General features: G+C 66.5%; 21 protein-coding genes. 13 read left to right on the forward strand and 8 right to left on the reverse strand.

Translation table 11 applies throughout. The annotated features are described in order from the left end of the window. Both APM_RS09170 and APM_RS09175 read left to right on the forward strand, forming a co-directional pair. On the forward strand, positions 1 to 609 hold a 609-nt coding region (locus tag APM_RS09170; protein ID WP_007423087.1), incomplete at its 5' end, for a hypothetical protein. Position 610: 1 nt separating this feature from the next. Further along, the gene (locus APM_RS09175) at positions 611 to 790 is read left to right on the forward strand and encodes a hypothetical protein (RefSeq protein WP_039888210.1); all 180 of its coding nucleotides are present in this window, start codon (positions 611 to 613) and stop codon (positions 788 to 790) included. Between the two features lie 9 nt (positions 791 to 799). Here the strand turns inward: APM_RS09175 and APM_RS09180 are convergent, their stop codons facing one another. Beyond that, positions 800 to 1,261, reverse strand: a complete 462-nt coding sequence (locus APM_RS09180) for a PH domain-containing protein (RefSeq protein ID WP_007423088.1) — start codon at positions 1,259 to 1,261, stop codon at positions 800 to 802. A 280-nt stretch (positions 1,262 to 1,541) separates the two neighbouring features. Here APM_RS09180 and APM_RS09185 point away from each other — a divergent pair, with 280 nt between their 5' ends. Then, on the forward strand, positions 1,542 to 3,440 hold the full coding sequence (locus tag APM_RS09185) for a PAS domain-containing sensor histidine kinase (RefSeq protein WP_007423089.1): 1,899 nt from the start codon (positions 1,542 to 1,544) through the stop codon (positions 3,438 to 3,440). 15 nt (positions 3,441 to 3,455) lie between these two features. On the opposite strand, the gene APM_RS09190 is transcribed toward APM_RS09185, so the two are convergent. Next, on the reverse strand, positions 3,456 to 4,178 hold the full coding sequence (locus APM_RS09190; protein WP_007423090.1) for a response regulator: 723 nt from the start codon (positions 4,176 to 4,178) through the stop codon (positions 3,456 to 3,458). A gap of 192 nt (positions 4,179 to 4,370) precedes the next feature. Here APM_RS09190 and APM_RS09195 point away from each other — a divergent pair, with 192 nt between their 5' ends. Both APM_RS09195 and APM_RS09200 read left to right on the forward strand, forming a co-directional pair. After that, on the forward strand, positions 4,371 to 5,078 hold the full coding sequence (locus APM_RS09195) for a helix-turn-helix domain-containing protein (protein ID WP_007423091.1): 708 nt from the start codon (positions 4,371 to 4,373) through the stop codon (positions 5,076 to 5,078). A gap of 524 nt (positions 5,079 to 5,602) precedes the next feature. Further along, positions 5,603 to 6,355, forward strand: a complete 753-nt coding sequence (locus APM_RS09200; RefSeq protein ID WP_007423092.1) for a response regulator transcription factor — start codon at positions 5,603 to 5,605, stop codon at positions 6,353 to 6,355. A gap of 27 nt (positions 6,356 to 6,382) precedes the next feature. On the opposite strand, the gene APM_RS22015 is transcribed toward APM_RS09200, so the two are convergent. After that, a complete protein-coding gene (locus tag APM_RS22015; protein ID WP_158004993.1) occupies positions 6,383 to 6,532 on the reverse strand; it encodes a hypothetical protein in 150 nt (49 codons plus the stop codon). Here APM_RS22015 and APM_RS22020 point away from each other — a divergent pair. From APM_RS22020 to APM_RS09230, 6 genes are all read left to right on the forward strand, one after another. Further along, positions 6,519 to 6,818 carry a hypothetical protein gene (locus APM_RS22020; protein WP_158004994.1) on the forward strand — a complete coding sequence of 100 codons (300 nt, stop codon included), beginning with the start codon at positions 6,519 to 6,521 and terminating at the stop codon, positions 6,816 to 6,818. The two genes, APM_RS22015 and APM_RS22020, sit on opposite strands and share 14 nt — an antisense overlap. A gap of 708 nt (positions 6,819 to 7,526) precedes the next feature. Beyond that, on the forward strand, positions 7,527 to 9,797 hold the full coding sequence (locus tag APM_RS09210; RefSeq protein ID WP_241763131.1) for a cellulose biosynthesis cyclic di-GMP-binding regulatory protein BcsB: 2,271 nt from the start codon (positions 7,527 to 7,529) through the stop codon (positions 9,795 to 9,797). Then, complete coding sequence (gene bcsS, locus APM_RS09215; RefSeq protein WP_007423095.1) at positions 9,794 to 10,528, forward strand: cellulose biosynthesis protein BcsS; 735 nt, start codon at positions 9,794 to 9,796, stop codon at positions 10,526 to 10,528. Before APM_RS09210 ends, bcsS begins: the two co-directional genes overlap by 4 nt. Positions 10,529 to 10,541: 13 nt before the next feature. After that, on the forward strand, positions 10,542 to 11,663 hold the full coding sequence (bcsZ, locus tag APM_RS09220) for a cellulose synthase complex periplasmic endoglucanase BcsZ (protein ID WP_231295349.1): 1,122 nt from the start codon (positions 10,542 to 10,544) through the stop codon (positions 11,661 to 11,663). Next, positions 11,660 to 13,936, forward strand: a complete 2,277-nt coding sequence (gene bcsA, locus APM_RS09225) for a UDP-forming cellulose synthase catalytic subunit (RefSeq protein WP_007423097.1) — start codon at positions 11,660 to 11,662, stop codon at positions 13,934 to 13,936. Before bcsZ ends, bcsA begins: the two co-directional genes overlap by 4 nt. A gap of 9 nt (positions 13,937 to 13,945) precedes the next feature. Continuing rightward, the gene (locus APM_RS09230) at positions 13,946 to 16,729 is read left to right on the forward strand and encodes a glycoside hydrolase family 3 C-terminal domain-containing protein (protein ID WP_007423098.1); all 2,784 of its coding nucleotides are present in this window, start codon (positions 13,946 to 13,948) and stop codon (positions 16,727 to 16,729) included. Positions 16,730 to 16,802: 73 nt separating this feature from the next. Here APM_RS09230 and APM_RS09235 read toward each other — a convergent pair whose 3' ends face one another. Further along, complete coding sequence (locus APM_RS09235) at positions 16,803 to 17,936, reverse strand: diguanylate cyclase (RefSeq protein WP_013639524.1); 1,134 nt, start codon at positions 17,934 to 17,936, stop codon at positions 16,803 to 16,805. 462 nt (positions 17,937 to 18,398) lie between these two features. Then, positions 18,399 to 19,127, reverse strand: coding sequence for an orotate phosphoribosyltransferase (locus APM_RS09240; RefSeq protein WP_007423100.1), 729 nt, complete (start codon positions 19,125 to 19,127; stop codon positions 18,399 to 18,401). A 115-nt stretch (positions 19,128 to 19,242) separates the two neighbouring features. On the opposite strand from APM_RS09240, the gene APM_RS09245 reads away from it, so the two are divergent. Next, a complete protein-coding gene (locus APM_RS09245) occupies positions 19,243 to 20,472 on the forward strand; it encodes an NADP-dependent isocitrate dehydrogenase (protein ID WP_007423101.1) in 1,230 nt (409 codons plus the stop codon). Positions 20,473 to 20,557: 85 nt separating this feature from the next. After that, on the forward strand, positions 20,558 to 21,571 hold the full coding sequence (locus APM_RS09250) for an LLM class flavin-dependent oxidoreductase (protein WP_007423102.1): 1,014 nt from the start codon (positions 20,558 to 20,560) through the stop codon (positions 21,569 to 21,571). A 4-nt stretch (positions 21,572 to 21,575) separates the two neighbouring features. On the opposite strand, the gene APM_RS09255 is transcribed toward APM_RS09250, so the two are convergent. The 3 genes from APM_RS09255 to APM_RS09265 form a co-directional block, all read right to left on the reverse strand. Continuing rightward, on the reverse strand, positions 21,576 to 23,135 hold the full coding sequence (locus APM_RS09255) for an efflux transporter outer membrane subunit (protein ID WP_007423103.1): 1,560 nt from the start codon (positions 23,133 to 23,135) through the stop codon (positions 21,576 to 21,578). Continuing rightward, positions 23,125 to 24,675, reverse strand: coding sequence for a DHA2 family efflux MFS transporter permease subunit (locus tag APM_RS09260; protein ID WP_007423104.1), 1,551 nt, complete (start codon positions 24,673 to 24,675; stop codon positions 23,125 to 23,127). The genes APM_RS09255 and APM_RS09260 overlap by 11 nt, the downstream gene beginning before the upstream one ends. Then, positions 24,672 to 25,100: efflux RND transporter periplasmic adaptor subunit (locus tag APM_RS09265; protein WP_007423105.1), on the reverse strand; the 429-nt coding region annotated here is incomplete at its 5' end. The genes APM_RS09265 and APM_RS09260, both read right to left, overlap by 4 nt.

The raw sequence follows: 25,100 nt of genomic DNA on the forward strand, positions 1-25,100 counted from the left end.
GCGGCGGCACGGCGCGGGCTGGCGGCGGCCGGGGTGGGTGTCACCCGGAGCCAGCTCATCGTCGTCGTCGATCGCAATCCGCGGGTCCAGCGTCTCTGCATCGTCGCGGCGCGGCCCGCCGGGGCGTGGGACGTGGTCGGGTGCGACGCCGTTTCAACCGGGCAGGCCGGGCGGCGGGGATACTTCATCACCCCGGTCGGCGTGTTTGCCCATACGACGGGCATTCTCGACTACCGGGCGCTCGGCACGTTCAACGAGAACCATATCCGCGGCCTGGGCCTGAAGGGGATGCGGGTGTGGGATTTCGGCTGGCGGGTCGCGGAAAAGGGCTGGCGGAGCGATGGCGAGACCGGCGAGATCCGGCTGCTGGTGCATGCAACCGACCCGGATTACCTGGAACCGCGCCTCGGCCAGACGGGCTCGCAGGGATGCGTGCGGATATCGGCGGCGATGAACCGGTTCCTCGATCGCCACGGCGTGCTCGACGCCGAACAGGAGGCGGCTTCCCGGGACGATGCGCGGATCGCGGCGACGCTGCCGGCCGACCGCGCCCCCTCGCCGCTCGCGGGCGAATTGCTGGTGGTGATCGATTCGACGGAGGGAGCCTGACATGCCGTGGCACGCGGAGGAGGCCGAACGCCATACGCACCGGGCGAACACGCCCGAATTGCGGGAACTCTGGGCGAAGATCGCCAATGAGTGCCTCGCGCGAACCGGGGATGAGGGGCGCGCGATCCGCGAGGCGAACGCCGTGATCGCCCGGCTTGCCCGCCAGGCGCCCCGGGGCTGAGGCGCGGAATCAGGCGGCGGTGATGCTGCTGCGGAACGCCAGGGGGTCGGCGATTCGCGGGAAAGGTTCCCAGGTCGAGCCGGTGCCGCGGACGATGACCGTGCCGTAATTGAAGAGCCGGCCGGCAATGGACTGCCGGACCTCGACGCTCTCGACCTTTTCGAGGCTCATTTCATGGGTGGTGCGGCCGAGGATGCCGCTCTTGTGGATGACCCGGCGGTCGGTCACCGCAAGTTCGGTGGACATGCGCCGGAGCCAGGCGACGAGGAGCAGCCAGCAGCCGAGGAGGAAGGCGAAGGCGGCGGCGACGTGCAGGTAGGTCGACGGCCGGCCACCGGCGAGGCCGCCGGCGATGATGAGCGCGAAGGCCAGGACCATGGTGACGATGCCGCGGAGATAGACGAACCAATGAAGATGCGTCCAGCTCATCACGGTTTCGTCGGGCAGCAGGACCTGCTCGATATAGCTCACGGACGATCTCCCGGTGCGGTGGGCCTGGCTGGCGCGCCCGCCGTGACGCCGGCCCGGGCCTCACGATATAGGTCATGTTGATCCGAGATCAGATCAACATGTCGTTCACGACGTTCACCCCCGAATCCACGTATCGCTCGGTTTCGACTTCGCGAGGGGTGCGAACGGCGACGTAGCAGACGCGGCCGGTGGCGGCAATCCGCGGGCGGGGACGCCGCACCCGTTCGGGCCGCCGCAATTGCGCATCGACGCCAGACGCCGCAGCGGGTAAAACCCCCTCATGACTCCGGAGCCCGAAGCCCCCGACGCGCCGCTGGCCTTCGCCCGATCCTTCGAGGCCGCGCTGATCGGCAAGTCGCTCGACGGCATCATCACGTCGTGGAGCGAAGGCGCCGAGAACCTGTTCGGCTATCGCGCGGACGAAATCATCGGGCGCTCGATCCATGTGCTGGCGCCGCCCGGGCGCGAGGCGGAAATGGACGAACTGCTGGCCCGGACGGCAAGGGGCGAGACCTTCGACCAGTTCGAGACCATCCGCCGGCGCAAGGACGGCACGCTCGTCCGCGTGCTGCTCACGCTCAACCCGGTGCACGATACGGAAGGCTGCATCGTCGGCATTTCCAAGATCGCGCGGGATATCACCGAGCATCGCAGCACCGAGGCCAGGCTCCGCTCGATCCTCGACACCGCGCCGGATGCCATCGTCGTGATCGATCCGCGCGGCACCGTGAGATCGTTCAGCCAGGCGGCCGAGCGGATGTTCGGCTACGCCGCCGAGGAGGTCGTCGGCCGCAACGTGTCGATGCTGATGGCCGAGCCCCATGCCGCCGCGCATGACGGCTATCTCGCCCGTTACCTCGAAACCGGCGAACGGCGCATCATCGGCATCGGCCGCGAGGTGGAGGCCCGCCGGGCCGATGGCTCGACCTTCCCGATCGAACTCGCCGTCGGCGAGGTCGACCTGCCGGAGACGAGGCTGTTCACCGGCTTCATCCGCGACGCCAGCAAGCGCAAGCGGCTCGAGAACGACCTTGCCCAGGCGCAGAAGATGGAGGCGGTGGGCCAGCTTACCGGCGGCCTCGCCCATGATTTCAACAACCTGCTGGCGGTGATTTCCGGCAATCTCGAAATGCTGGAGAGCCATGTCGCCGGCGGCGAGGCGGCGGAACTGCTCGCCGAGGCCCGGCTCGCCACCGAACGCGGCGCCGAACTGGCGGCAAGGCTGCTCGCCTTCGGCCGGCGGCAGACCCTTCGTCCGCTCGCGATCGACGTGAACGAGCTCGTCGGGAAGATGGCGCCGCTGTTCCGCCGCACGCTCGGCTCGCCGGTCATGATCGAGACCCGGCTCGCCGCCGGGCTGCCGCGCACCATGGCGGATCCCGGACAGATCGAGACGGCGCTGCTCAACCTCGCCCTCAACGCGCGGGATGCCATGCCCAAGGGCGGCCGTCTCGTGATCGAGACCGGCCTGCTCCATGTCGATGCCGACTATGCGGCACAACAGGCCGAGACCCTGCCGGGCGATTATGTGGTCCTGGCGGTGACGGATAGCGGGATCGGCATGAGCGCCGAAACGCGGGGCCGCGCCTTCGAGCCGTTCTTCACCACCAAGGCGGTCGGCGAGGGATCGGGGCTGGGCCTGTCCATGGTCTACGGCTTCGTCAAGCAGAGCGGCGGCCATGTGCAGATCTATTCCGAACCGGGCCTCGGCACCACGGTTCGCCTGTTCCTGCCGGCGATCCGGGCCGAAATGCCCGCCGACGACGACGAGGCGGCCCCCTCCCCGCCGCCGGGCCGGGCGATCGTTCTCGTGGTCGAGGACGATCCCGCGGTGCGGCGCGTCGCGGAGCGCCGGCTTGCCCGCCTCGGCTATTCCACGATCGACGCGGCGACGGGTGCTGCCGGCATTGCGGCGCTGGAAGCCCATCCGGAGATCGCGGTGCTGTTTACCGATATCGTCCTGGCCGGCGGCATGTCGGGCCTCGATCTCGCCATCGCCGCGCGCGCGGCGCGACCCGAGCTTCCGGTGCTGTTCACCTCCGGCTATGGCGATCCCATCGTGCTGAAGGGCCGCGCCCTGCCCGCCGGGGCGATCTGGCTGCAGAAACCCTATGCCGAGGCCGCCCTCGCGAACGCGCTGGCCGCCCTGCTCAGGCCGGTTCGCGACGAGGGCGTCTGACGCGCCGGGCGCGCTTCACCGCTCCAGCTTGCCGGCGAAGACATAGCCGGCGCCGCGCACCGTCTTGATCAGTTGCGGCTGCCCGGGGTCCTGCTCGATCTTGCGGCGGAGCCGCATGACCTGGGTATCGACCAGCCGGTCGAAGGCCTCGAAATCCCGCCCCTTCAGCAGGTTCAGCAACTGGTCGCGGTCCAGAACCCGCCCCGCGTGCCGCAGGAAGACGGCAAGAAGCTCGAACTCCGCGGTGGTCAGCGGAATGTCCGCCCCGTCCCGCCCGCGCAGGGTCCGGCCGAGCGGATCGAGGGCGTGGCCGTCGAAACGGATCACGGCTTCCGGCGGGTCGGGCTCGGCGGGCTCCGGCGTGCCGCGCCCTGTCATACGCCGCTTGAGGGCGCGGATCCGGGCGAGGACCTCGCGCAGGTGGAAGGGCTTGGCGATGTAATCGTCGGCCCCCGCTTCCAGCCCCGCCACCCGGTCGATGACATCGTCCTTGCCGGTCAGCATGATGATCGGGACATCCGAGCGTGCCCGGATGGCCCGGGCGAGCGCCAGCCCATCCTCGCCGCCGAGCATGAGATCGAGCAGCACCAGCGTGACGTCACCGCCGAGGAGAGCCGCATGCGTTCCGGCCTCGCTGTCGGCTTCCCTGGTCCCGTAGCCCTCACCGGCAAGATAGCGGCGCAGCATCGTGCGGATCTGGGGATCATCGTCAACGATCAGAATTGTCCCCGCGTCCACGGCCCTAATCCATCGATGGTCGAAACAGATGAAGGCACTTATTTATATGAACTTGTCATAAAACGCCACACAAAGCCGCGAAATGTCAACAAAGATTGGCTGTTCCGGCATCGGCGTGTTGCAGTGAGCGTTTAGGAGTGACGGCGCTGAGTCTCGAGCCCTATCAACCCTGGACGCATGAGGACCACGCCAATGTTGCATGTCGCTGCCGAGCCGTCTCGGTCCACGATTGCCAACTGGAGTGCCGCCGGTGAGCCGGGCTTTCGCGCAGGTGCGCTGGAGGCCGGCGCCTCGCTGTTCATCGAAGGCGAAACGGTGGACAAGATCTACGATCTGGTGTCCGGCATCGTCCGGCTGTCGAAGATGCTGCCCGACGGGCGCCGGCAGATCCTGGGCTTCCTGTTTCCGGGCGAAATCTTTACGCCGTCCGGCTTCGCCATCAGCCATGGCGGCTGCGCGACATGCTCCGCGGATGCCGTGACCGCGGTCGAGGTCGTGACGCATCGGCTCAGCAGTTTCGATGGGCTGCTGGCCAGCCGGCCGGAACTGACGCGCAGCCTGCTGGCCACAGCCGCGAAGAGCCTTTTCATGGCACAGCAGCAGATGCTCCTGCTCGGCCGGATGAGCGCGACCGAACGCCTGGTCTGGTTCCTGCTGCGGATGGCCGAACAGCAGGATGTCGAAGCCGGGGAACCGATCCGCCTGCCGATGTCCCGTGTGGATATCGCGGATTATCTCGGGCTGACGATGGAAACCGTCTCCCGCGTCTTCCGCTGGCTGCGCGAGCGCAACATCATCGCCCTCAAGGGGGCGACGGAAATCCGGATCGTCGATCCGGGACGGGCGCGCCAGATCGCCGATTGCGCCTGCAGCGCGACAATGCCGCGCTGCAGGCAATAGGGTGCCCGGATCGGATCAGGATGCTCGCGTTGTCACGACGATGGCGCACCGCGTCCGATCCGGACGGACCGGAAAATGCTCCAGACGAAACAGGTCCCACCATGCCTGACCGCTCCCTCCTTGCAGCCGCCGATACCGACGCCTCGACGTCTCCGCCGGGCGGGCGCGGCCTTGTTGGGCGCCGGAGGGCACGCGGGGCCTGGGAGATCCGGATTTCATCAGTCATGAATTCCCGCTTCATGCCGGAGCGGTGGCTTTCTTTTCAGAATTTCAGGATCGAGCGAAAAATTTCCTGAATTTCCAATAAAAACCGATAATTTTTCAATATTACAGAAGTCGACAGGCTTTCGGCCGGCCCACATCTTGTGTTTCGCGACGCCGCCGGCCCCAGATCGTCTCCCGGCGAATGTTTTACTTTTTTAATTATTTCAACTTTTTTGAAAAATTTCTCGAAAATTAAAAAATTTTCATTGACCCGTCATTTTTCGGGTTGTATAAACTGATTAGATCAACTGGAGGTTGATATGCGGCTTCTCATTTTTGGTAAAACGTTCGACAGGCACGACAGCCTGAACAGCTTCATCAAGTCGAAACTCGCCGTCATCGACGAGACGGCAGACGTCGACGAAGCGGTCGATCTCACCCATCATTACGAATATGAAGCGGTGGTGATGCGGGTCTTCGATACCTACAGGATCGAGTTCGACCTGATCCGCCGCCTGCGGAAATCCGGATTTCGCGCCCCGATCGTGGCGGTCGCCAACACGCTGGCCGAGTCCGCCCGCCTGCATATTCTTGAGGCCGGGGTCGACGATCTCATCGTCGGCGCTCCCTCATACGAGGAAACGTTCCTGCGCATCCAGAATCATATACGCAGGAACCGGGGCTTCCAGGACTCTTCGCTTTCCGTTGGCAATATCGAGGTCAACATGAATGCGAAGAAGGTCTTTGTCGGCGCCCGCGAAGTCGCCGTCACGAAGAAGGAGTATCAGATCATCGAACTCCTCGCGCTGCGCAAGGGCTGCGTTCTGAGCAAGGAAGCGATCCTCGATCATCTGTACGGCGGCCTCGACGAACCGAACGCCAAGATCATCGACGTGTTCATCTGCAAGATCCGCAAGAAGCTGCTTGCCGCAGACGGCCAGGACGTGCTCGTCACCAACTGGGGACGCGGCTATATGATGGCCGACCAGCGCCCCCAGAACATGGTTCAGACGGTGACCGCGCCGGGCATCCAAGCCAGGATCAAGACGACTGCAAGCCTTGCAGTCGCTTGACCCTCGAACCCGGGATCTCGCGGCACCTCACTGACCGAAGGCAGCAACGGATGCGGCGATTGGCGCGACCGGCCTGCCCTGGCATCGGTGACCGGCATTTCCCGAATTCATTTCGGCATCATTACCAGGTCTGATGATGGTGATGGTGGTGATGATGGTGGTGATGATGATGCTCATCGGCCTGCTGGATCCGGGCGCCACCCTGCTCCGCGCGCTGGCGGGCGAGCGCCGCATCGTGCTCGCGAAGCATGACGGAGGCATTGGGGACCGGGCCGAGAAGTTCAGCATAGGACGCCGCTTCAAAGCGGGGCGCCGGGGGAAGCGACGCGGCGGAACTCATCACCGGGGCGGCGATAGCGGCCCCGACCACTGCGCCGAGAATACAGATTGTGGTCTTTTCCATCTTCGCTCTCCTTTCGATTGGCGAGACACAGGAAAGAGATTGACCGTGGCGTTTCTGTGACGCTGAATTTGTTTGAAACTTTACAATTTCTTTACCCTGCCAAGGTCATGACACGGATCATGCGGGCTTCGGAGGACATCGGCACGCGCGGATCATCGTCCGGGATGTCGCCGTGACGCCTTTTGGTCCTGGGGCGCTTTTTCGAGGACGTGGCTTCAGTCACGGCGTCAATCATTCGCGCGACATGTCATGTGATTGTCGTGTATCCGCGCAATAATCGGATCGCGGCCATGTGCCGGCGAATTCCCGGCGCGGCGTCATCGGCAGGTCAGGTCGGCGGACCGGCGATCCCGGCCTGATGTCTGGTTCCCGATTCGTCGACTCACAGTCATTTACGGCCGATTGGTGAGACGCACCGGTTGACGAGGCCGATACTCGCAGTCCGCATCGAATTCACGGTACCGCATTGCACAATCGGGACCGATGGATGCTTCAGGACGATCGATCAAGCACAATTTTCGATGATCAAAATTCAATTTTTGCTTTTTGTTTCATTATATTTTTATTTGATTTGTTCATTCAAAAATAGTTTTGAACGTTTATAGAATAACGATAAAATATTACAAACGCGTTTTATTCAATTTGATGATCCGATCATTAAATATTTTATGATCATATTTTTGACACAAATTGGCGACGATTGCGCCATATCCGCTCCTTGTCTTGGCAGCCATGGACGGACATTCAAAAGACCCACAGTCTCGACACATGCCCTGCCCAGATCGGCCCGGCCATGGGCTGCCCGCCCGCTTCCAGCCCGCACGCTGGGCTGCCGGGCTGGCGCTGGCGCTGCCACTCTGCTGCCAACCCGCTCAGGCGCGCCTCGAACACCGCCAGAGCGAGGTCCGGTCCGGGGCAGGCATTCCCGCGACGGCGATTTCCCATCCGCTGGCCTGGTATGACCGCGATCGGGCCCCGATCGTCCTGAAGGGACGCTCGGCTTCGGGCGACATCACGTTCCAGGTGGCCGATCATCGGGAGGTTTCGGCCGCCGAGCTGCATCTTCTCGGCACCAATTCCGCATCGCTGATCGGTGGCGCCTCGCAATTGCTGGTGCTGCTGAACGGCTCGCCGCTGAAGCAGATCCCGCTCGACGGCTCGTCGCCGACGATCGACCGGACCATCGGCATTCCACCCGGCGATCTGCGGGATGGAACGAACCAGCTCACCCTGTCGGTCACGCAAAAGGCGGCGCAGGGCTGCGAGGCGTTCGATGACCCCGCGCTGTGGACACGGATTTCGCCGAAGTCGCAACTGTCGATGAGCTACCGGCGGGACTCGGTTCCCCTCACCCTCGCCAGCCTGAAGTCGAGCTTCATGTCGTGGCAGCCGGATACGTCCCACATATTCGTCCTCTACGATCCCGCGCTCGCGCGCGCGCCGGAACCGATCATGGCGATCGCGCGGTCGGTGGCGCGGGCCGACGCGATGCGCGCGGTGTCCTTCGTCGCGCGGCCGCTCGACCGGGTCGGCAAGGCCGTGGCGCAGACATCGGCCGCGACCGTGATCATCCTCAAGCTGGAGAACGGAGCGGCCGCCGGCAGCGGGCTCGACGCCGCGACGCTGTCGATCGCCCGCAATCCGGTCGGTGGGGTCGTGATGACGATTGCCGCGGAAACGCCCCGCGCCCTTACCGGCGCGGCCCGGCTGATCGGGCGGCCCGGAACGGTGTGGCCGAACGAACAGAGCGCCGTCATCCGCATTCCGGCCGCCACCGGCCACACGCAGAGCCCGCACGCGCCGGCAGCCAGCCCGACCGATATCAGCTTCCGCGCCACCGGCCTGCCGACACAGACCGAACACGGCCGCAGCAGCCAGTTCGCGCCGGTGACATTCTGGAATCCCAACTGGGACAGCCACGCGATCCTGTATCTCCACATGGCCTATTCGGCCGGTGGCGGGGCGGGGTCGATGATCCAGGCGCTGGTCAACGGGAAAATGGTCAACACGATTCCGCTGACCAATCCCGATGGCGGCACCTATCCCGATTACAAGCTGCTGGTTCCGCAGGATGCCCTGAAGGTGGGGCGGAACCGCCTGGTGCTGAAGCCGGTCTTTCACATGCAGCACGCGGCGGCCTCCGCCTGCGTCGCCAATGATTTCGGTCACAACCTGGCGGTGACGGTGTTCTCGGACAGCCACCTGACCATCATCGGCGGCGCGCCGGTCGACAAGGACGATCTCGCGGCGATGACCACGGGCGTGTATCCCCTACGCACGATCGCGATCGCCTCTCCCTCTCCGGCGGCGATCTCCGCCGCCGCCACCCTCGGTGCGAAGCTGGCCCAGGTCACGCCGGATCAGCCGCTGAACCTCGTGCTTGAACCCCACCCCGCCGCGAAGCCGGGGGTGCTGGTCGTCGGCGCGGTCTCGCGGCTGCCGGAGCAACTTCTGTCGGCGAGCGGCATATCGCTCGTGGGCGGCTCGCCCGCCGTGAAGGAGCCCTCCGGCCAGACGCCGCATGTTCCCGACGCGGCGGACCTGGACGACGTGACCGCGTGGCTGGGCCGCATCTTCGGCAACAGGGCCGAAAGCGCGCCCACCGGCAAGACCGGCCACGGCCAGGCCGCCGACGCGACGGTGCAGGGCTTCGGCAATGCCGCGATCATGGCGGTCGCCGACGCTCCCGCGGTGCCCGATGCGCCGGGGCGGCTCGCTCCCGCCATCGTGCTGACGGCGAAGAGCGATGCCGGGCTGGCGCAGGCGATGGGCAAGCTGGTCCACACCGCGACATGGCGGCAGATTTCCGGCCAGGCGATCGTGGTCGCGCCGGCCAAGAGCGAGTTGCAGGTCCTGCCGGCGGAGAACGTGCCGATCGGGCCTTCCGCGCGGCTCGGCTTCCTCGCCACACGCAATCCCCTGACCACCGTATTGGCCGTGCTTGGCACGCTGGTGATCCTGATCCTGCTGGTCCGGACCTTCGTGACGCTCAGGCGGCGGCGGCTGCACCCCTCAGTAAAAGGAGTCGACGAGCGATGAAATCCGCAAGTTTGCGCCGCACCGCGCGGCGCGCGACCAGGGCCGGGATCGTCACCTGCATCTCGACCATCGCGATCACCGCAACCGCGCGGGCCGCCCCGCACACGAACCTGTTCATCGCCGGCGGCCAGTATGCCAACTCGTCGCAGAGCGCGTATCTCGGCGCGATCCTGCCATTGCCGGGCGGAACGCTGGGCAAGGGGTTCTTCGTCTCGCCGTTCGCCGGCTGGAACCGCTACACCTTCCAGAAGAACGGGCAGAGCTTCACCGGAAGCGAGCCGTCCGCGAGTGTCGCCATTGGCCACGCCTGGGACGAGCCGGATTTCAACCTGAGCCTTTCGGTAGCCGGCGGGTATTCGAATACCACCGTGACGCCCTATGCGCCGAAGGGATCGTTCCACGGCGGCCAGTGGTTCGCCGAGCCGGAAATCTATGCCCAGCTCAAGCTTCCGGCCGGGGCCACGGCAACCGTGAACGGCGGCTACCTGACCGGCATGCGGAGCTACTGGAGCAGCGCCTACCTGCTGGTGCCGGTTTCGCCCTCGATCGCGATCGGGCCCGAGGCCGATTTCGGCGGCGGCATCAACTATCGTTCCCGCACCTTCGCGCTGCGCGTTGCCGACAAGCTGACCAGTTCCCTCGATGTCGATCTGTCCGCCGGCGCGACGACGAACCTTCCGGGTCCGTATCACCCGTATGTCGCCCTGAATCTCAGCGTGCCGTTCCGGTAATCGCATGACCGACATGGCGAGACGCAATTTTCTCGGTCTTCTCGGCGCGGCCGCGCTCACGGGCGGCCCGGTGATGATGGCGCGGGAGCTGTGGCAATCGTCCTGGCGCGGCTACCGGCACGGATTCATCGACGGCCAGGGGCGGGTCATCGACTATTCCGCCAACAAGGGATTCAGCACTTCGGAGGGGCAGTCCTATGGCATGTTCCTCAGTCTCGTCGCCGGCGACCGCGCGACGTTCCGCCGCATCCTGAACTGGACGAACACGAACATGGCGGGCGGGCGCCTCGGGGAGGTGCTCGCGGCGTGGAAATGGGGGCTGCACGGCGGCAAATGGGGGGTGATCGGCGCCAACTCGGCGGCGGACGCGGATGCGTGGATGGCCTATTCGCTGCTCGAGGCCGCCCGGATCTGGAAGGATCACAATCTCGGCGCCGAGGGGCACAAGCTGGCGACGCGCATCGCCGATGACGAGAGCGTGGCGATCAACGGATTTGGCCGGGTCCTGATACCCGGCGCCTCCGATTTTCCGGACACGCCGCCCGTCATCGTCGATCCGAGCTATACGCCGCTGTTTCTGGCCCGCGGCATCGCGCGCGCGACCAACCTGCCGAAATGGCAGGCGATCGCGGCCACGCTGCCACGGCTGATGACGACGATCTGCCGCAACGGATTCGCCCCCGACTGGGCCTGGGCGCCGCAAGCCCCCGCCTCGCCGCCGGCGGGCCTGCCGGAGACCGGCACCGGATCGTTCGATGCGATCCGGTGCTATCTCTGGGCGGGCCTGACCGCGCCGGAAACGGAGGGGAGCGCGACCGTTCTCGCCTCGCTGAAGGGCATGGCCCGATACTTGGCCACCCACCGCGCGCCGCCGCAGAGCGTCGATCTCGCGAGCCAGGCGACGCACGGGACGGGCGGAATCGGGTTTTCCGCGGCGCTGCTGCCCTACCTCGCGGCACTCGGGCGCCACCGGCTGCTCCACCAGCAGCTCGGCCGCGTGCTGGCCCAGCGGGAGACCAGCGGCCTGTTCGGCCAGCCCGCCGACTATTACTCGGAAAACCTGATCCTGTTCGGACTTGGCGGACTTTCGGGAAGCATCCGCTTCGACAAGCAAGGAGGTCTGATCACGTCATGATGCGCCATCTCCCCGCGTTGACCAATGGCCTCACCTTCATCGTCGCCGCAGCCGTGGGCTTCGTGCTCATCGCCGCCACGCTGCTGCCCACGACGGGGCCCCTGCCCGATATCGAACAGGGCGTCGTCTTCGGCCTGCTGCTGATCCTCTACAATCTCGATGGCGGATGCCGGAGCCGGCGCAAGCGGCCGATCGTGCGCATCTCCATCAGCGCCCTGACCATCCTGCTGACGTGCCGTTATCTGGACTGGCGGCTGACCGACACGCTGCCGTTCGGGTTCGGCACGATCAACATCGCCCTCGGCATTCTTCTCGTGCTCGCCGAACTGCACGGCATCGGCTCGGCCATCATGGGGCAGATCATCAACGTGCTGCCTCTCGACAGGACGCCTCAGCATTTCACGCTCGACCCCGCGTCCTGCCCCACCGTGGACATCCTCATCCCCACCTACAACGAGGATCCCGAGATCGTCGAAACCACGGTGATCGCGGCAACGCAGATCGACTATCCCGCTTCGAGGTTCAGGGTCTACATCCTCGACGATGGCGGCACGGATGCGAAGCGCGCGAAGCCGGGCGCCGCCGGACGGGAGGCGGCGCGGCGGGCGGAGACGCTGCGCGAGATCGCGCGGAAATTCGGCGCGATCTATCTCACGCGGCCGGAAAACGTTCACGCCAAGGCCGGCAACATCAATCACGCGCTCGGCCAGATCGACGGCGAGCTGATTCTCGTTCTGGATTGCGACCATGTGCCGACACGGGACTTCCTTTCGCGCACCGTCGGGTTCTTCCAGGCCGATCCGAAACTGTTCCTGCTCCAGACGCCGCACAATTTCGTGACGCCCGATCCGATCGAGCGCAATCTTTCGACCTTCGAGGTGATGCCGGCCGAAAACGAGCTCTTCTACCATGTGATGCAGCCCGGCCTCGATTTCTGGGGGGCGGCGTTCTTCTGCGGCTCTGCGGCCGTCCTGCGGCGCCATGTCCTCGACGAGATCGGGGGGATCTCGGGCAAGTCGATCACCGAGGACGCGGAAACCACCGTGAAGGCGATGTGCCGCGGCTACCGGACGGCGTTCTACAACCGGCCGATGGTCTCCGGCCTGCAGCCGGAAACGTTCTCCGGCTTCATCCTCCAGCGGGTGCGCTGGGCGCAGGGCATGATGCAGATCTTCATGCTCGACAATGTCTGGCTGAAATCGGGCCTGACCTTCATGCAGCGGCTGCTGTTCACCAACTTCGCCTTCTACTGGCTGTTCCCGATCTCGCGGAGCATCCTCCTGCTGATGCCGCCGCTGTTCCTGTTCTTCGGGTTCAACGTCGCGGCGACCACGCCACGCCAGTTGCTGGTCTATGCCCTGCCCTACTACCTCGCGGCGCTGGTCAACAGCCAGTATTTCTACGGGCGCGTGCGCTGGCCGTTCATTTCCCAGGTCTACGAGACGGCGCAGACCGTCTTTCTTTCGGCGGCCCTGGTCTCGGTGCTGCGGCGGCCGCGCGCGCCGAAATTCAAGGTCACGCCGAAGGGCGAAATGCTGGACAAGGATTTCATCTCCGGCCTGTCCTGGCCTTTCTACTGGCTGTTTGCCCTGGCCTGCGCCTCCCTCGGTATCGGGCTCTGGCGCATCGTGACCCAGCCGCAGCTGCGCTGGGCGCTGATCTTCGTCGTGTTCTGGGTCGTGCTCGACATGATCGCCCTGCTCGGCGTGATCGGCGCGCTGGCGGAACGGCGCCAGACGCGCACGATGCCGCGCATCGGCTGCAAGGGGCCGGCCTGGATGCATCGCGACGGCGGCGGCTGGGTCGAGGCGGCGTTGCACGACCTCGGCCGCGGCGGCGCCGGGTTGGTCCTTGCCGCCGGAACGGAGGGCCCGCAGCCCGGAGACCGTGTGCGCCTGCACGTTCCGGGCCTGCGCAGCGGGCTTCCCGCGGTGGTGCGGCACCGCAAGGATGGCGCACGCAACAGCATCATCGGGCTGCAATACGTATCCGACGGTGTCGCCGAGGCGCGGGCCGCGGTGGACCGGGCGTTCGGCGACAGCGAGCTGCTCGTCCGCAACGCCGCCCTCCGGCACCGGGGCACGAGCATCGCGTATGCCTTCGGCTTTCTCTTCGCCATCGGATTGCGCGGTACGGCGAGGCATTTCCGGATCCTCGCACGCGACGCCGCGATCACGCTGCGGGTGTCGCGCCAGCGCCGGGCCCTGCTTGCCAGCAGCCGGCAGGCCGAGGAGAACGGCGGCCAGAAGGCTCGCCTCGCCCCCTTGTCATAGGATGAACCGATGCGCCGGATGCCCCTTGCCGCTCTACTGTCCCTCTCGGCGATCGTGGCGGTCCGCGCCGCCCATGCCGCCCCGCAAGCGGCGGGATGCGCCTGGCGCAACGACCATCTTTCGACGGCACGCCGCACGGCGCTGCTGCTCCATGCCCTGACGCCCGGCGACGAGACGGATCTGATTGCCGGAGCGGGAACGCATGAACCCTACGTGTTCTACACCAGGGGACTCAAGCGGTTCTGCATTCCGCCCATGGGTCTCGAGGATGGGCCAGCCGGTGTCGGCGACAAGCTCGGCGGCGTCACGGCCCTGCCCGCCGGCGTGGCGCTCGCCGCGACCTGGGATCCGTCGCTCGCGCGGCGCTACGGGGCGGTGATCGGCGCCGAGCAGAAGGCGAAGGGAACCGCCGTCGATCTCGGGCCGACCGTGAACATCGATCGCGATCCGCGCTGGGGGCGGTCTTTCGAATCCCTCTCGGAAGACCCTTATCTGGCCGCCCGGATCGGCGTTGCCGAGATCCGGGGCATCCAGTCCACCGGCGTCATGGCGCAAGTGAAGCACTTCGCCGTCTACAACCAGGAGACCTATCGCAACACCCCGGAGGACGACGTCATCGTCTCGCCCCGCGCGCTGCATGAAATCTACCTCCCCGCCTTTCGCGCCGCCGTGCGGCGCGCCCATGTGGCCTCGATCATGTGCGGCTATGCGACGATCGGGGGGCATGAGAGTTGCGGCGACAAGGCGTTGCTGACCGGCGTGCTGCGCGCGGACTGGGGATTCCGCGGCTTCGTCACCTCCGACTATCAGGCCATTCACGCAACGGCCGACGCGGCCGCCGGCGCCGATATGGAGCAGCCCTTCGCGACCTATTTCGGCGCGCGGCTGACGCAGGCGGTCGCGGCCGGAAAGCTCGCCCGCAGCGTGCCGGAGACGATGACGCGGCATATCCTCGCCGAAATGTTCCGCTTCAGGCTGTTCGATCATCCGCCCCAGGGCAGCACCACGGCCATCGTCGCGACCCGGGCGGATCGCCTGGCGGCGACCCGGATCGCCGAAGCCGGGACGGTGCTGCTCAAGAATGATGGAAACGTCCTGCCGCTCGATCCGGGCCATGGCGGGACGATCGCGGTCATCGGGCCCGCCGCATCGATCCAGCCTGTCTACGCCGGCGGCGGCAGCGCCAACGTGGTGCCCACGCAGCCGGTGGCGCCGCTCGCCGGCATCGATCACGCGCCGGGGATGACGCGCCACGTCGACTACGTGGCGGGATTGCCCGCCGACAAGGCGCTGACGCCGATCCCGCCCTCGGCGCTTTCGGGTCCGTTCCGGCCCACGCCCCTGCACGGTTCGTTCCAGGCCGTGCTCACCGCGCCGGAGACCGGCACCTACGTGCTCGGCATCACCAACCCGTGCCATTGCTATGCGCCCACCGATCTCTCGCTCGATGGCAGGGAATTGCTGAGCGATCCCGGCACGCCGCCGGTTTCCACCTATTCCGCCGCGGTGCAACTGCGGAAGGGCGAGCGGTACAGGCTCGGCGTCACCGGCGCCGCGTCGCGCCTGACCTGGGCCACGCCATCGACCCTGCGGCCCGATATCGCGCGCGCGGTCGCGGCGGCGCGACGGGCCGCCGTCGCCATCGTGGTGGTGGCGGACGACACCGAGTCGGAAGCGGCGGACAGGCCCGATCTCGACCTGCCATCCGCCCAGAACCGACTGATCGAGGCGGTGTCATCGGCAAATCCGCACACGGTCGTGGTCATCGACGCCGGAGCGCCGGTCGCCATGCCCTGGCTCGGCAAGGTCGCCGCGGTCGTTGATGCGTGGTATCCGGGCGAGACCAACGGAACGGCCCTGGCCGCGATCCTGTTCGGCAAGGCCGATCCCGGCGGGCACCTGCCGGTCACGTTCCCCGCACACCTCGCCGACATGCCGACCGCGCCGGTGGCGCGCTTTCCCGGCACGGGCGGCAGGGTCGACTATTCCGAGGGAATCGACGTCGGCTATCGCTGGTATTCGGCGCATCATGTCAGGCCGCTGTTCCCGTTCGGGTTCGGCCTCTCCTACACGCATTTCGCGTTCAGCGACCTGAAGGTCGTCTCCGGCCCCGGCGACGGGACACGCCCGGTCGTCGTATCCGCCCTCGTCACGAATGCCGGCAAGGTTGCCGGCAGCGACGTCGCCCAGCTCTATCTCCGTTTCCCGCGCAGCGCGGGCGAGGCGCCCCTCAAGCTCGTCGGCTTCCGCCGCGTCCGGCTTGCTCCGGGGCAGTCGAAGCGTCTCCGCTTCACGGTGACGCCGCGGCAGACCTGGTGGTGGCACGGCTCGGGCTGGACGGCCTCGCCCGGCACCTATCGGCTGTATCTCGGCGATGCCGCCGACGATGCCCATCTCGCGCAACGCGTTTCGTTCCCGATGCCGCAGACGGTCGGCGCCCGGAATGTGCTGGTCGAGGCGCCGGAACAGGCCATCCCCGGCCAGCCCGTCAAGGTGAAGGTATCGCTCTCGGCCGGCGGCGAGGCGACGCTCCGGCACGTGCGGCTGAGGCTCGACCCGCCGGCGGGATGGCGGGTTTCCGCCAACGGTTCCGCGGCAGGGGAAGGCATCCAGCCTGGAGAGGCGGTTCGCGCGACCTTCACGGTCACGCCCCCCGGCTGGGCGGCGGCGGGGACCTATGCGCTGCGGGCGGTTGCGCAACTCGGCGCGAGACATTGCACCAGGGGGGCCGACGCAGGATGTGTCACGGCGACGCGGGACAGCGGCGCGATGATCACGCTCGCGGCCCGATGAAGGGATGCCGGCGCGGCCGGTTCAGGGGCGGGGCCGCCAGGCCCGGGGGCGTATCACGAAGAGCCTGGGGACATCAGGCGGTCATCGTCAGGTCCCGGCCGAGCTTCTTGGCCTCGTAGAGCGCCGCGTCGGCGCGGATGAATGTCTCGTCCAGGGTTTCGCCGACCAGGAACTCGGCGATCCCGGCCGAGAATGTCGTTCTGGCGCGCAGGCATGACGCCCAGCATTCCGGGCTTGCCATATGCTCGCGCAGCCGGCGAACGATGGTCTGCGCGTCGATCAGCGTGCTGTCCGGCATGACGAGGATGAATTCCTCGCCGCCCCACCGGGCGAAGATATTGTCGGCGCGCAGCACGAGACGCCCCTCGCGGCCGAAGGTGCGAAGCACCTCATCGCCCACGCCGTGGCCAAACGTGTCGTTGATCCGCTTGAAATGGTCGAGATCGAGAATGGCGACGCAGAGCGGGGCACCGCTGCGGCGGGCGCGGGCGGTTTCGCGCTCGATCAACTCAAGCGCGTGGCGGCGATTTGGCAGTCCCGTCAGTTCATCACGCGTTGCGAGGATCTGCACCTGTTTCAGCGCGTCGCGAAGCTGCCGGCGCTGCTGCTTCTGGTCGAGGCGCATCTGGCTCAGCTTGCCGGCGATGCCGGCAATCACCGGCAGGAACGCCAGCATCAGCGCGAACTGGAACACCTCGATACGCGGATCGAAGCGATCCGGAGAGACCGTGGCGCCGATGGCCATCGCGACACCGAAGACCGCGACGGCAAACCAGCCCAGATCCCGGCACCGGCGGGGCGGGAGCTGGAACGCGCCGAATTCGAGGACCAGAGCGGCCAGCATCAGCAATTCGCCGCGTACCTGCGGGTTGATCAGATAGGCGGCACCGAGCAGCGTGATGGCGAAGACCATCTGCGGCAGGCTGAGCGTCGGATCCGGCCAGCGCCTGCTGATCCCGCTCCTGAGCAGCACGTAGAACGCGACTTCGCCGCCCAGCGCCACGATGGTCAGCCATAGCGACTGCGTGGCATCGACTAGATTCAACGAGACGCCGATCCATTCCGCGACCAGGCAGAACAGATAAAGCGCCATCGAAATGAGTGTCAGGCCGATTGCCAGCCGTTCGGCCTGATCGGTCCCCAGTATTGCGGAAAATGGCGGAAGAGGCGCGCGGCGCTCGCGGTAGAAAGCTGTGGACTCGGTCATCCCCCGCCCCAGCGACACTGTCTTGTGATGGCGCCTCGAAACGTTCGGACATGCAGGGAAAAATGGACGATGGAGCCCGCACCGGTTCTTGGCATATCCACACGTTTCATGAGCAGACATTGGGATAATTTTGGATAATTATCCTTTTAGTCTTTAAATCCAATTAAAATTACGAGTCAAAAATTATTTATCGAATTATTCAAATTATCGATAATCGTTTCAAAATTAATCAAATTGGCGACGGCAGACCATCATTGCCTGACGCCAGGGCGCCATGGGCCGCGGACGGGGCCGGTTCCGCCACGGCCGTCTTCAGCGCGTTCATCAGCTCCACGGAATTCAGGGTTGCCGCATGACCGCCAGCAAGCCGACGGGTCCGGCGACGGGCCGGGGATCGCCGGCGTTCCGGTGCCGCGCGAGCCGTGGGGCTGGCAGCATCGGACTCCATCCGGCCCGGGTCTCCTATTTCGACGCCTTGAAGGCCGCGGCCTCCTCCGCGCTGGCGACGCCGCCATGCTTCGCCGACCAGGCCACCGGGTCTTCCAGGAACTTGCGCACGCCGGCCAGGGTCGCCTCGGGGAAGTAGTCGCCGCCACGGCAGGCTTCCAGCACGTCCCACCAGGTGCAGAGATGGTGCAGCGACATGCCCATCTCGGCCAGCGTGTTCAGGCTGCCGGGGAAGACGCCGTAGTAGAACACCACGAAGACGTGGTTGCAGATCGCCCCGGCCTCGCGCAGCGCGTTGGCGAAGTGGATTTTTGATCCGCCATCGGTGGTGAGGTCTTCGACGAGGAGGGTGTTCCTGCCCTCCGGCACGTCGCCCTCGATCTGGGCGTTGCGGCCGAAGCCCTTCGGCTTCTTGCGGACATAGGCCATCGGCAGGCCCATGCGGTCGGCCATCCAGGCGGCGTAGGGGATGCCGGCGGTCTCGCCGCCGGCGACGGCCTCGATCGTCTCGAAGCCGACATGGCGGTAGAGCTTCTCGACGCCGAGTTCGCAGATCTTGGCGCGGGCGCGGGGGAAATAGATGATCTTGCGGCAGTCGATATAGACCGGCGCCTTCCAGCCCGAAGTGAAGGTGTAGGGTTCCTCGGGGCGGAAATTCACCGCCCTGATTTCGAGCAGGATGCGGGCCGCGGTGAGCGCGGCGTCACGGTCCCAGTCGGTCGCGTGGCCCAGGCCAGACGTCATGATATCCCTCCGGTTCTGGCCGACGTCCTAGAACACCCCTGCCCTGCCGTCCACCGTCTTGCGGCGGGGCGGAGGCGTGGCTAGACCGGCTCAAACTGGCGCAAGGAGCTTCGGAATGGCCAAGATCAAGGTTAAGAACCCGATCGTCGAGATGGACGGCGACGAGATGACCCGGATCATCTGGGGGTTCATCAAGGACAAGCTGATCCTGCCCTATCTCGATGTCGACCTGAAATACTACGATCTCGGGATCGAGAACCGCGATGCCACGGACGACAAGGTGACGGTCGACTCGGCGCTGGCAACGAAGGAATACGGCGTCGCGGTGAAGTGCGCGACGATCACGCCGGACGAGGCGCGCGTCAAGGAATTCAATCTCAAGCAGATGTGGCGCAGCCCGAACGGGACGATCCGCAACATCCTCGACGGCACGATCTTCCGCGAGCCGATCATCTGCGCGAACGTGCCGCGCCTGGTGCCGCACTGGTCGCAGCCGATCGTGATCGGCCGCCATGCCTATGGCGACATCTACCGCGCCGCCGAAACCAAGATCCCCGGCCCGGGCAAGGTGCAGCTCTCCTACATCCCGGCCGATGGCAGCAAGCCGCTGATCCTCGACGTGCACGATTTCAAGGGCCCCGGCGTCGCGCTCGGAATCCACAACACCAAGGCCTCGATCGAGGGCTTCGCGCGGGCGAGCTTCAATTACGGGCTGGCGCGGAACTATCCGGTCTATCTCTCGACCAAGAACACCATCCTCAAGGCCTATGACGGCATGTTCAAGGACGTGTTCCAGGAGATCTTCGACGCCGAGTTCAAGGCGGAGTTCGACAAGCGCGGCCTGACCTACGAGCACCGGCTGATCGACGACATGGTCGCCTCGGCGCTGAAGTGGAACGGCGGCTATATCTGGGCCTGCAAGAACTATGACGGCGATGTGGAGAGCGACATCGTCGCGCAGGGCTTCGGCAGCCTCGGGCTGATGACCTCGGTGCTGATGAGCCCGGATGGCAAGACGGTGGAGAGCGAGGCGGCGCACGGCACCGTGACCCGCCACTATCGCGAGCACCAGAAGGGCCGCCCGACCTCGACCAACCCGATCGCCTCGATCTTCGCCTGGACCCGCGGCCTCGCCTATCGCGGCAAGTTCGACGAGACGCCCGAGGTGACCGAGTTCGCCGAGACGCTGGAGCGCGTCTGCGTCGAGACGGTGGAAAGCGGGTTCATGACCAAGGATCTCGCGCTGCTGATCTCGAAGGACCAGCCCTGGATGACCACGCAGGACTTCCTCGCCAAGCTCGACGAGAACCTGCAGGCGGCGATGGCGAAGCGCCAGGCCGCGTGATGGTGGGGCCCTGGGATCCATCCCCGGATCGCAGGGCCGAACACCGGACAGCATCATTGACTGAAAGACGGGGTGCCTTCCCTATATGGGGATGATGGAAAGCATCCCGTTCTCGGTTCTCGACCTCGCCCCCGTGCCGGATGGCGCGACGCCGGGCGATGCGCTGCGCAACAGCATCGACCTCGCCCGCCACGCCGAGGCCCTCGGCTTCAACCGTTACTGGCTGGCCGAACACCACAACATGCCCGGAATCGCGAGTGCCGCCACATCGGTGGTGATCGCGCATGTGGCGCAGGCGACGACGCGGATCCGCGTCGGCTCGGGCGGGGTGATGCTGCCCAACCACGCGCCGCTGGTGATCGCCGAGCAGTTCGGCACGCTGGCCGCGCTGCATCCGGGGCGGATCGATCTCGGGCTCGGCCGCGCGCCGGGCACCGACCCACGCACCGCCCACGCGCTGCGGCGGAACATGGAGGGGACCGAGGCGCGCTTCATCGAGGACGTGATCGAGCTGCAATCCTACTTCCAGCCGGCGGCCGCGGAGCAGAGGGTGCGCGCGGTGCCGGGCGAAGGGCTCGACGTGCCGCTCTGGCTGCTCGGATCGAGCACGTTCTCGGCCGAACTCGCCGCGGCCCTTGGCCTGCCCTTCGCCTTCGCCGCGCATTTCGCGCCCGACCTGCTGGGTGCGGCGCTGACGCTGTATCGCACGCGGTTCCAACCCTCGGCTCGGCTGGCGAAGCCGCATGCGATGATCTGTGTTACGGTCTGCGCGGCGCCGGATGACGGGGAGGCGGAATTCCTGTTCACCTCGCAGCAGCGCGCCTTCGTCAATCTCCGTCGCGGCCAGCCCGGCCTGCTGCCCCGCCCGGCGCCGCTCGACGGGTTCTGGAGCGAGCGCGAACGTGCCGGGGTGGAGCACGCGCTGGCCTATGCGATGGTCGGCGGACCTGCGCGGGTGGCGGCGAAGCTCGCCGGCTTCTTGGCGGAGTTCCGGCCGGACGAACTGATGATCGCCTGCCAGATCCACGACCACGCGGCGCGCCGGCGCAGCTACGACATCGTGCGCGAGATACGCGGCGGCCTGAGCGAGGCCGCCTGAGGCGTCAGCCGGCCGCCGGCTCGTTTTGCTCCCAGCCGCCGCCGAGCGCCTGGTACAGCGAAACGAGGTCGGTCGAGATCTTGGCCTGGCTCTGCGCCTGCGCCTGTTCGGCCGCCAGCTCCGATTGCTGCGCGGTGAGAACCTGCAGGTAGTCGATCAGGCCTTCGCGGTAGCGTTCCTGGGCGAGTGAAAGGGCGCGGCGGGTCTGGGTGACATCGGCCTGTAGCGCCGCATGGGTCTTTTGCTCCTCGTCATAGGCGGTCAGCGCATTGTCGACCTGGTGGAAGGCGGTGAGCACGGTTTTCGCGTAGTTCACGGCGGCCTCGCGCTGCTGCGCCTTTCGCAGGTGCAGCTCGCCGCGCAGGCGCCCGCCCTCGAACAGGGGCATGGTGATCTGCGGCCCGATTGCGTAGGTGACGGCGGAGAGCTGGTTCAGGTTCGAGAATTGCAGCGCCTGCAGCGAAACCGAGCCGGCGAGGGAGATGTCGGGAAAGAAGCTCGCCGTCGCGACGCCGATCTCGGCGGTGGCCTGGTGCAGGCGGGCGGTCGCCTCGCGGATGTCCGGACGGCGCTGGAGCAGCTGGGAGGGCAGGCCGATCGGCACCACCGGGGGCACTGGCGGAATCGGCTTCGCGGTCACGAGCTGGGCGCGGAGCGCTTCCGGCCCCTCGCCGAGCAGCAGGCTGAGCTGGTTGATGTCCGCCGCGATCGCGGTCCGCAGGGTGGGGATCTGGGCGCGGACGGATTCGGCCTGGGCCTGGGCATCGGCGACGTCGAGCGCGTTGGCGAGGCCCGCCTGCTCGCGCTGGCGGGTCAGGTTGGCGATGTGCTCGGCGCTGGCGAGGTTGCGCCTGGTGATGGCGAGGACCGCCTGCTGGGCGCGCAGGTTGATGTAGTCGTGCGCCACCTCGGCCTCGGTATTGAGGAGGACGGCGCGGCGGGCATCGCGCGACGCCTGGACGGCGGCGAGCGAGGCCTCGACGGCGCGGCGGTTCTTGCCCCAGAGGTCGAAATCGAAGACCGAGGAGAAGCCGTACTGGAACAGGTTGAAGGGCTGCAGCTCGGAGCCGGGCAGGCCGCCGCCGCCAATCGATGTCGAGCTGCCGCTGGCGGTGGAGCCGGCATTGGTGCTGGTCGAGGTCGACCCGCCGCCGCTGAGGGCGGTGAACACGCCCTTGTTGCTCGGCTTCTCGCGCGTGTAGGAGCCGGAGAAATTGAGGTTCGGGTAGAGGGCGGCCCCCTCGATCTGCGCTTGGGCCTCGGCTTCGGCGAGGCGCTCGGTGGCGGCCTTCACGTCGAGATTGCGGGCGATGGCCTCGTGCTCCAGCGTGGTCAGAGCCGGATCGTCAAAGCTCTGCCACCAGGCGAGGTCGACCTTGCCCTGGCTGACCGTGTCCGGCGAGGTCAGCGCCGGACGATTGGCGAGAAAGGAAGCGGCCGTCCTGGTCCGGGGCGCATGGAAATTCGGCCCGAGTTCGCAGCCGCCGAGCGCCATGGCGGCGAGCATCGCCGTGCCCATGAGGGCGCGCCGGCGCAGGCGGGGAGCAAAAACCTCAGATCTCATAGACGACTCCTTCGGCAGCGGGACTCGACGGGGTGCTCAGCAGCAGCACGACCGGCCAGACCAGCAGGGCCATCAGGCCCAGAATGTGGAACAGGTCAAGATAGCTCATGAATGCTGCCTGATGTTGCACCGCCGCGCCGATCTGCGAAAGGGTCTGACCGTGCAGGCTGGCATACGGTGTGACGGACTCTGCCAGCCTGGCATGGTGGAACTGGGTGCGCCAGGCCAGCAGCGTGGTGACGAAGGAGATGCCGATGCTGCCGCCGATGTTGCGGACCTGGTTGATGATCGCCGAGGCGTCGCCGTTGCGGGCCGGCGGCAGGCCGACATAGGAGAGCGCCGAGATCGGGATGAACAGAAAGGGCAGCGCGATCACCTGCAGGACGCGATCGATCGAGATCGTATAGAACGAGGCATTCGGCGCGAGGTGGGACTGGAAGATCAGCGCGATGCCGGTTTCGACCAGGCCGCCGACCAGAAGCACCCGGGCGGGGATGATCCGGCCGGTGACGACGCCGGCCAGCGGCATCAGCCCGATCGTGGCGAGGCCGCCCAGCGCCAGCGCGAAACCCGCGGTTTCGGAGGAGTAGCCCATCAGCGTCTGGGTCAGCTGGGGCAGGAGCTGGGTGGTGCTGAGCAGGATGAAGCCGATCACGAACATCACGAGGCAGGAAATCGCGAAATTGCGATGGGCGAAGAGGCGCACGTTCACCACCGGCTCGGGGTGGCCCCATTCCCAGACGACCAGGGTGGAGAGCGCGACCGCCCAGACCACGAACAGGCTGCGAATGAAGAAGCTGCCGAACCCGTCATCGATCGAGAACTTGTCGAGGAAGATCTGCAGCGCGCCGAAGCCGACGGCGACCAGCAGCAGGCCGAGCCAGTCGAAGCGCAGGCCGCCGGCGAGGCGCGCCGCGCGCTCGCGGACCAGAAGTTCCGGCTCGTCGACGAATATCGCGATCAGGGTGAAGGCGATCAGCCCGATCGGCAGGTTGATCAGGAACACCCAGTGCCACGAGAGATGGTCGGTCAGCCAGCCGCCGAGGATCGGGCCGGTGGCCGGGGCGACGATGATGACGAGGCCGAACACGGCGAAGACCTGGGCGCGCTTCTCGGCGGGGAAACTGTCGGCATACATCGACTGGGTGATGGGCTGCAGGCCGCCGCCGCCAAGCCCCTGAAGCACACGGGCGACGATCAGCATGGTCAGCGAGGTGGAGACCGCGCAGAATACGGAACTCGCGGTGAACAGCGCCACGCAGATCAGGAACAGCCGCTTGCGGCCGACGACGTCCTGCAGCCAGCCGGTGATCGGCAGTATGATGCTGTTCGAGACGAGGTAGGAGGTCAGCACCCAGGTGCTTTCGTCGGGGCTGACCGCCAGCGAGCCGGCGATATGGGTGAGCGCGACATTGGCGATGGTGGTGTCGAGCACCTCCATGAACGGGGCGAGCGCCACCATCGCCACGATCAGCCAGGGGTTGTAGAGCCCCGCCGCCGAACGCGGCGTGTTCGGCCGGGAGGCGTAGAGCAGGCTCATTTGCCGCGGATGCGGATATAGGGCTCGACCGACATGCCCGGGGCCAGCAGGTAGCGGGAGATCCGGCTGTCATCGAACTCGATGCGGACCGGCACGCGCTGGACCACCTTCACGTAGTTGCCGGTGGCATTCTCGGCCGGCAGCAGGGAGAAGATGCTGCCGGTGCCGTGCTGGATGCTGGCGACCCGCGCGTGGAAGGCGACGCCCGGCACGGCATCGACATAGACATTCACGCTCTGGCCCGGGCGGATGGCGCCCAGCTCGGTTTCCTTGTAGTTCGCGGTGACCCAGACATGGTCGCCGACGACGGCCATCATCGCGGTGCCCGCGCCGACGACATTGCCGGTGCGGACGGTCTTCTTGGCCACCCAGCCGGAGACCGGGGCCCGGATCTCGGTATAGCCGAGTTCGAGCCGGGCATTCTC

This window comes from Acidiphilium sp. PM (assembly GCF_000219295.1).
Classification (GTDB): Bacteria; Pseudomonadota; Alphaproteobacteria; order Acetobacterales; family Acetobacteraceae; genus Acidiphilium; species Acidiphilium multivorum.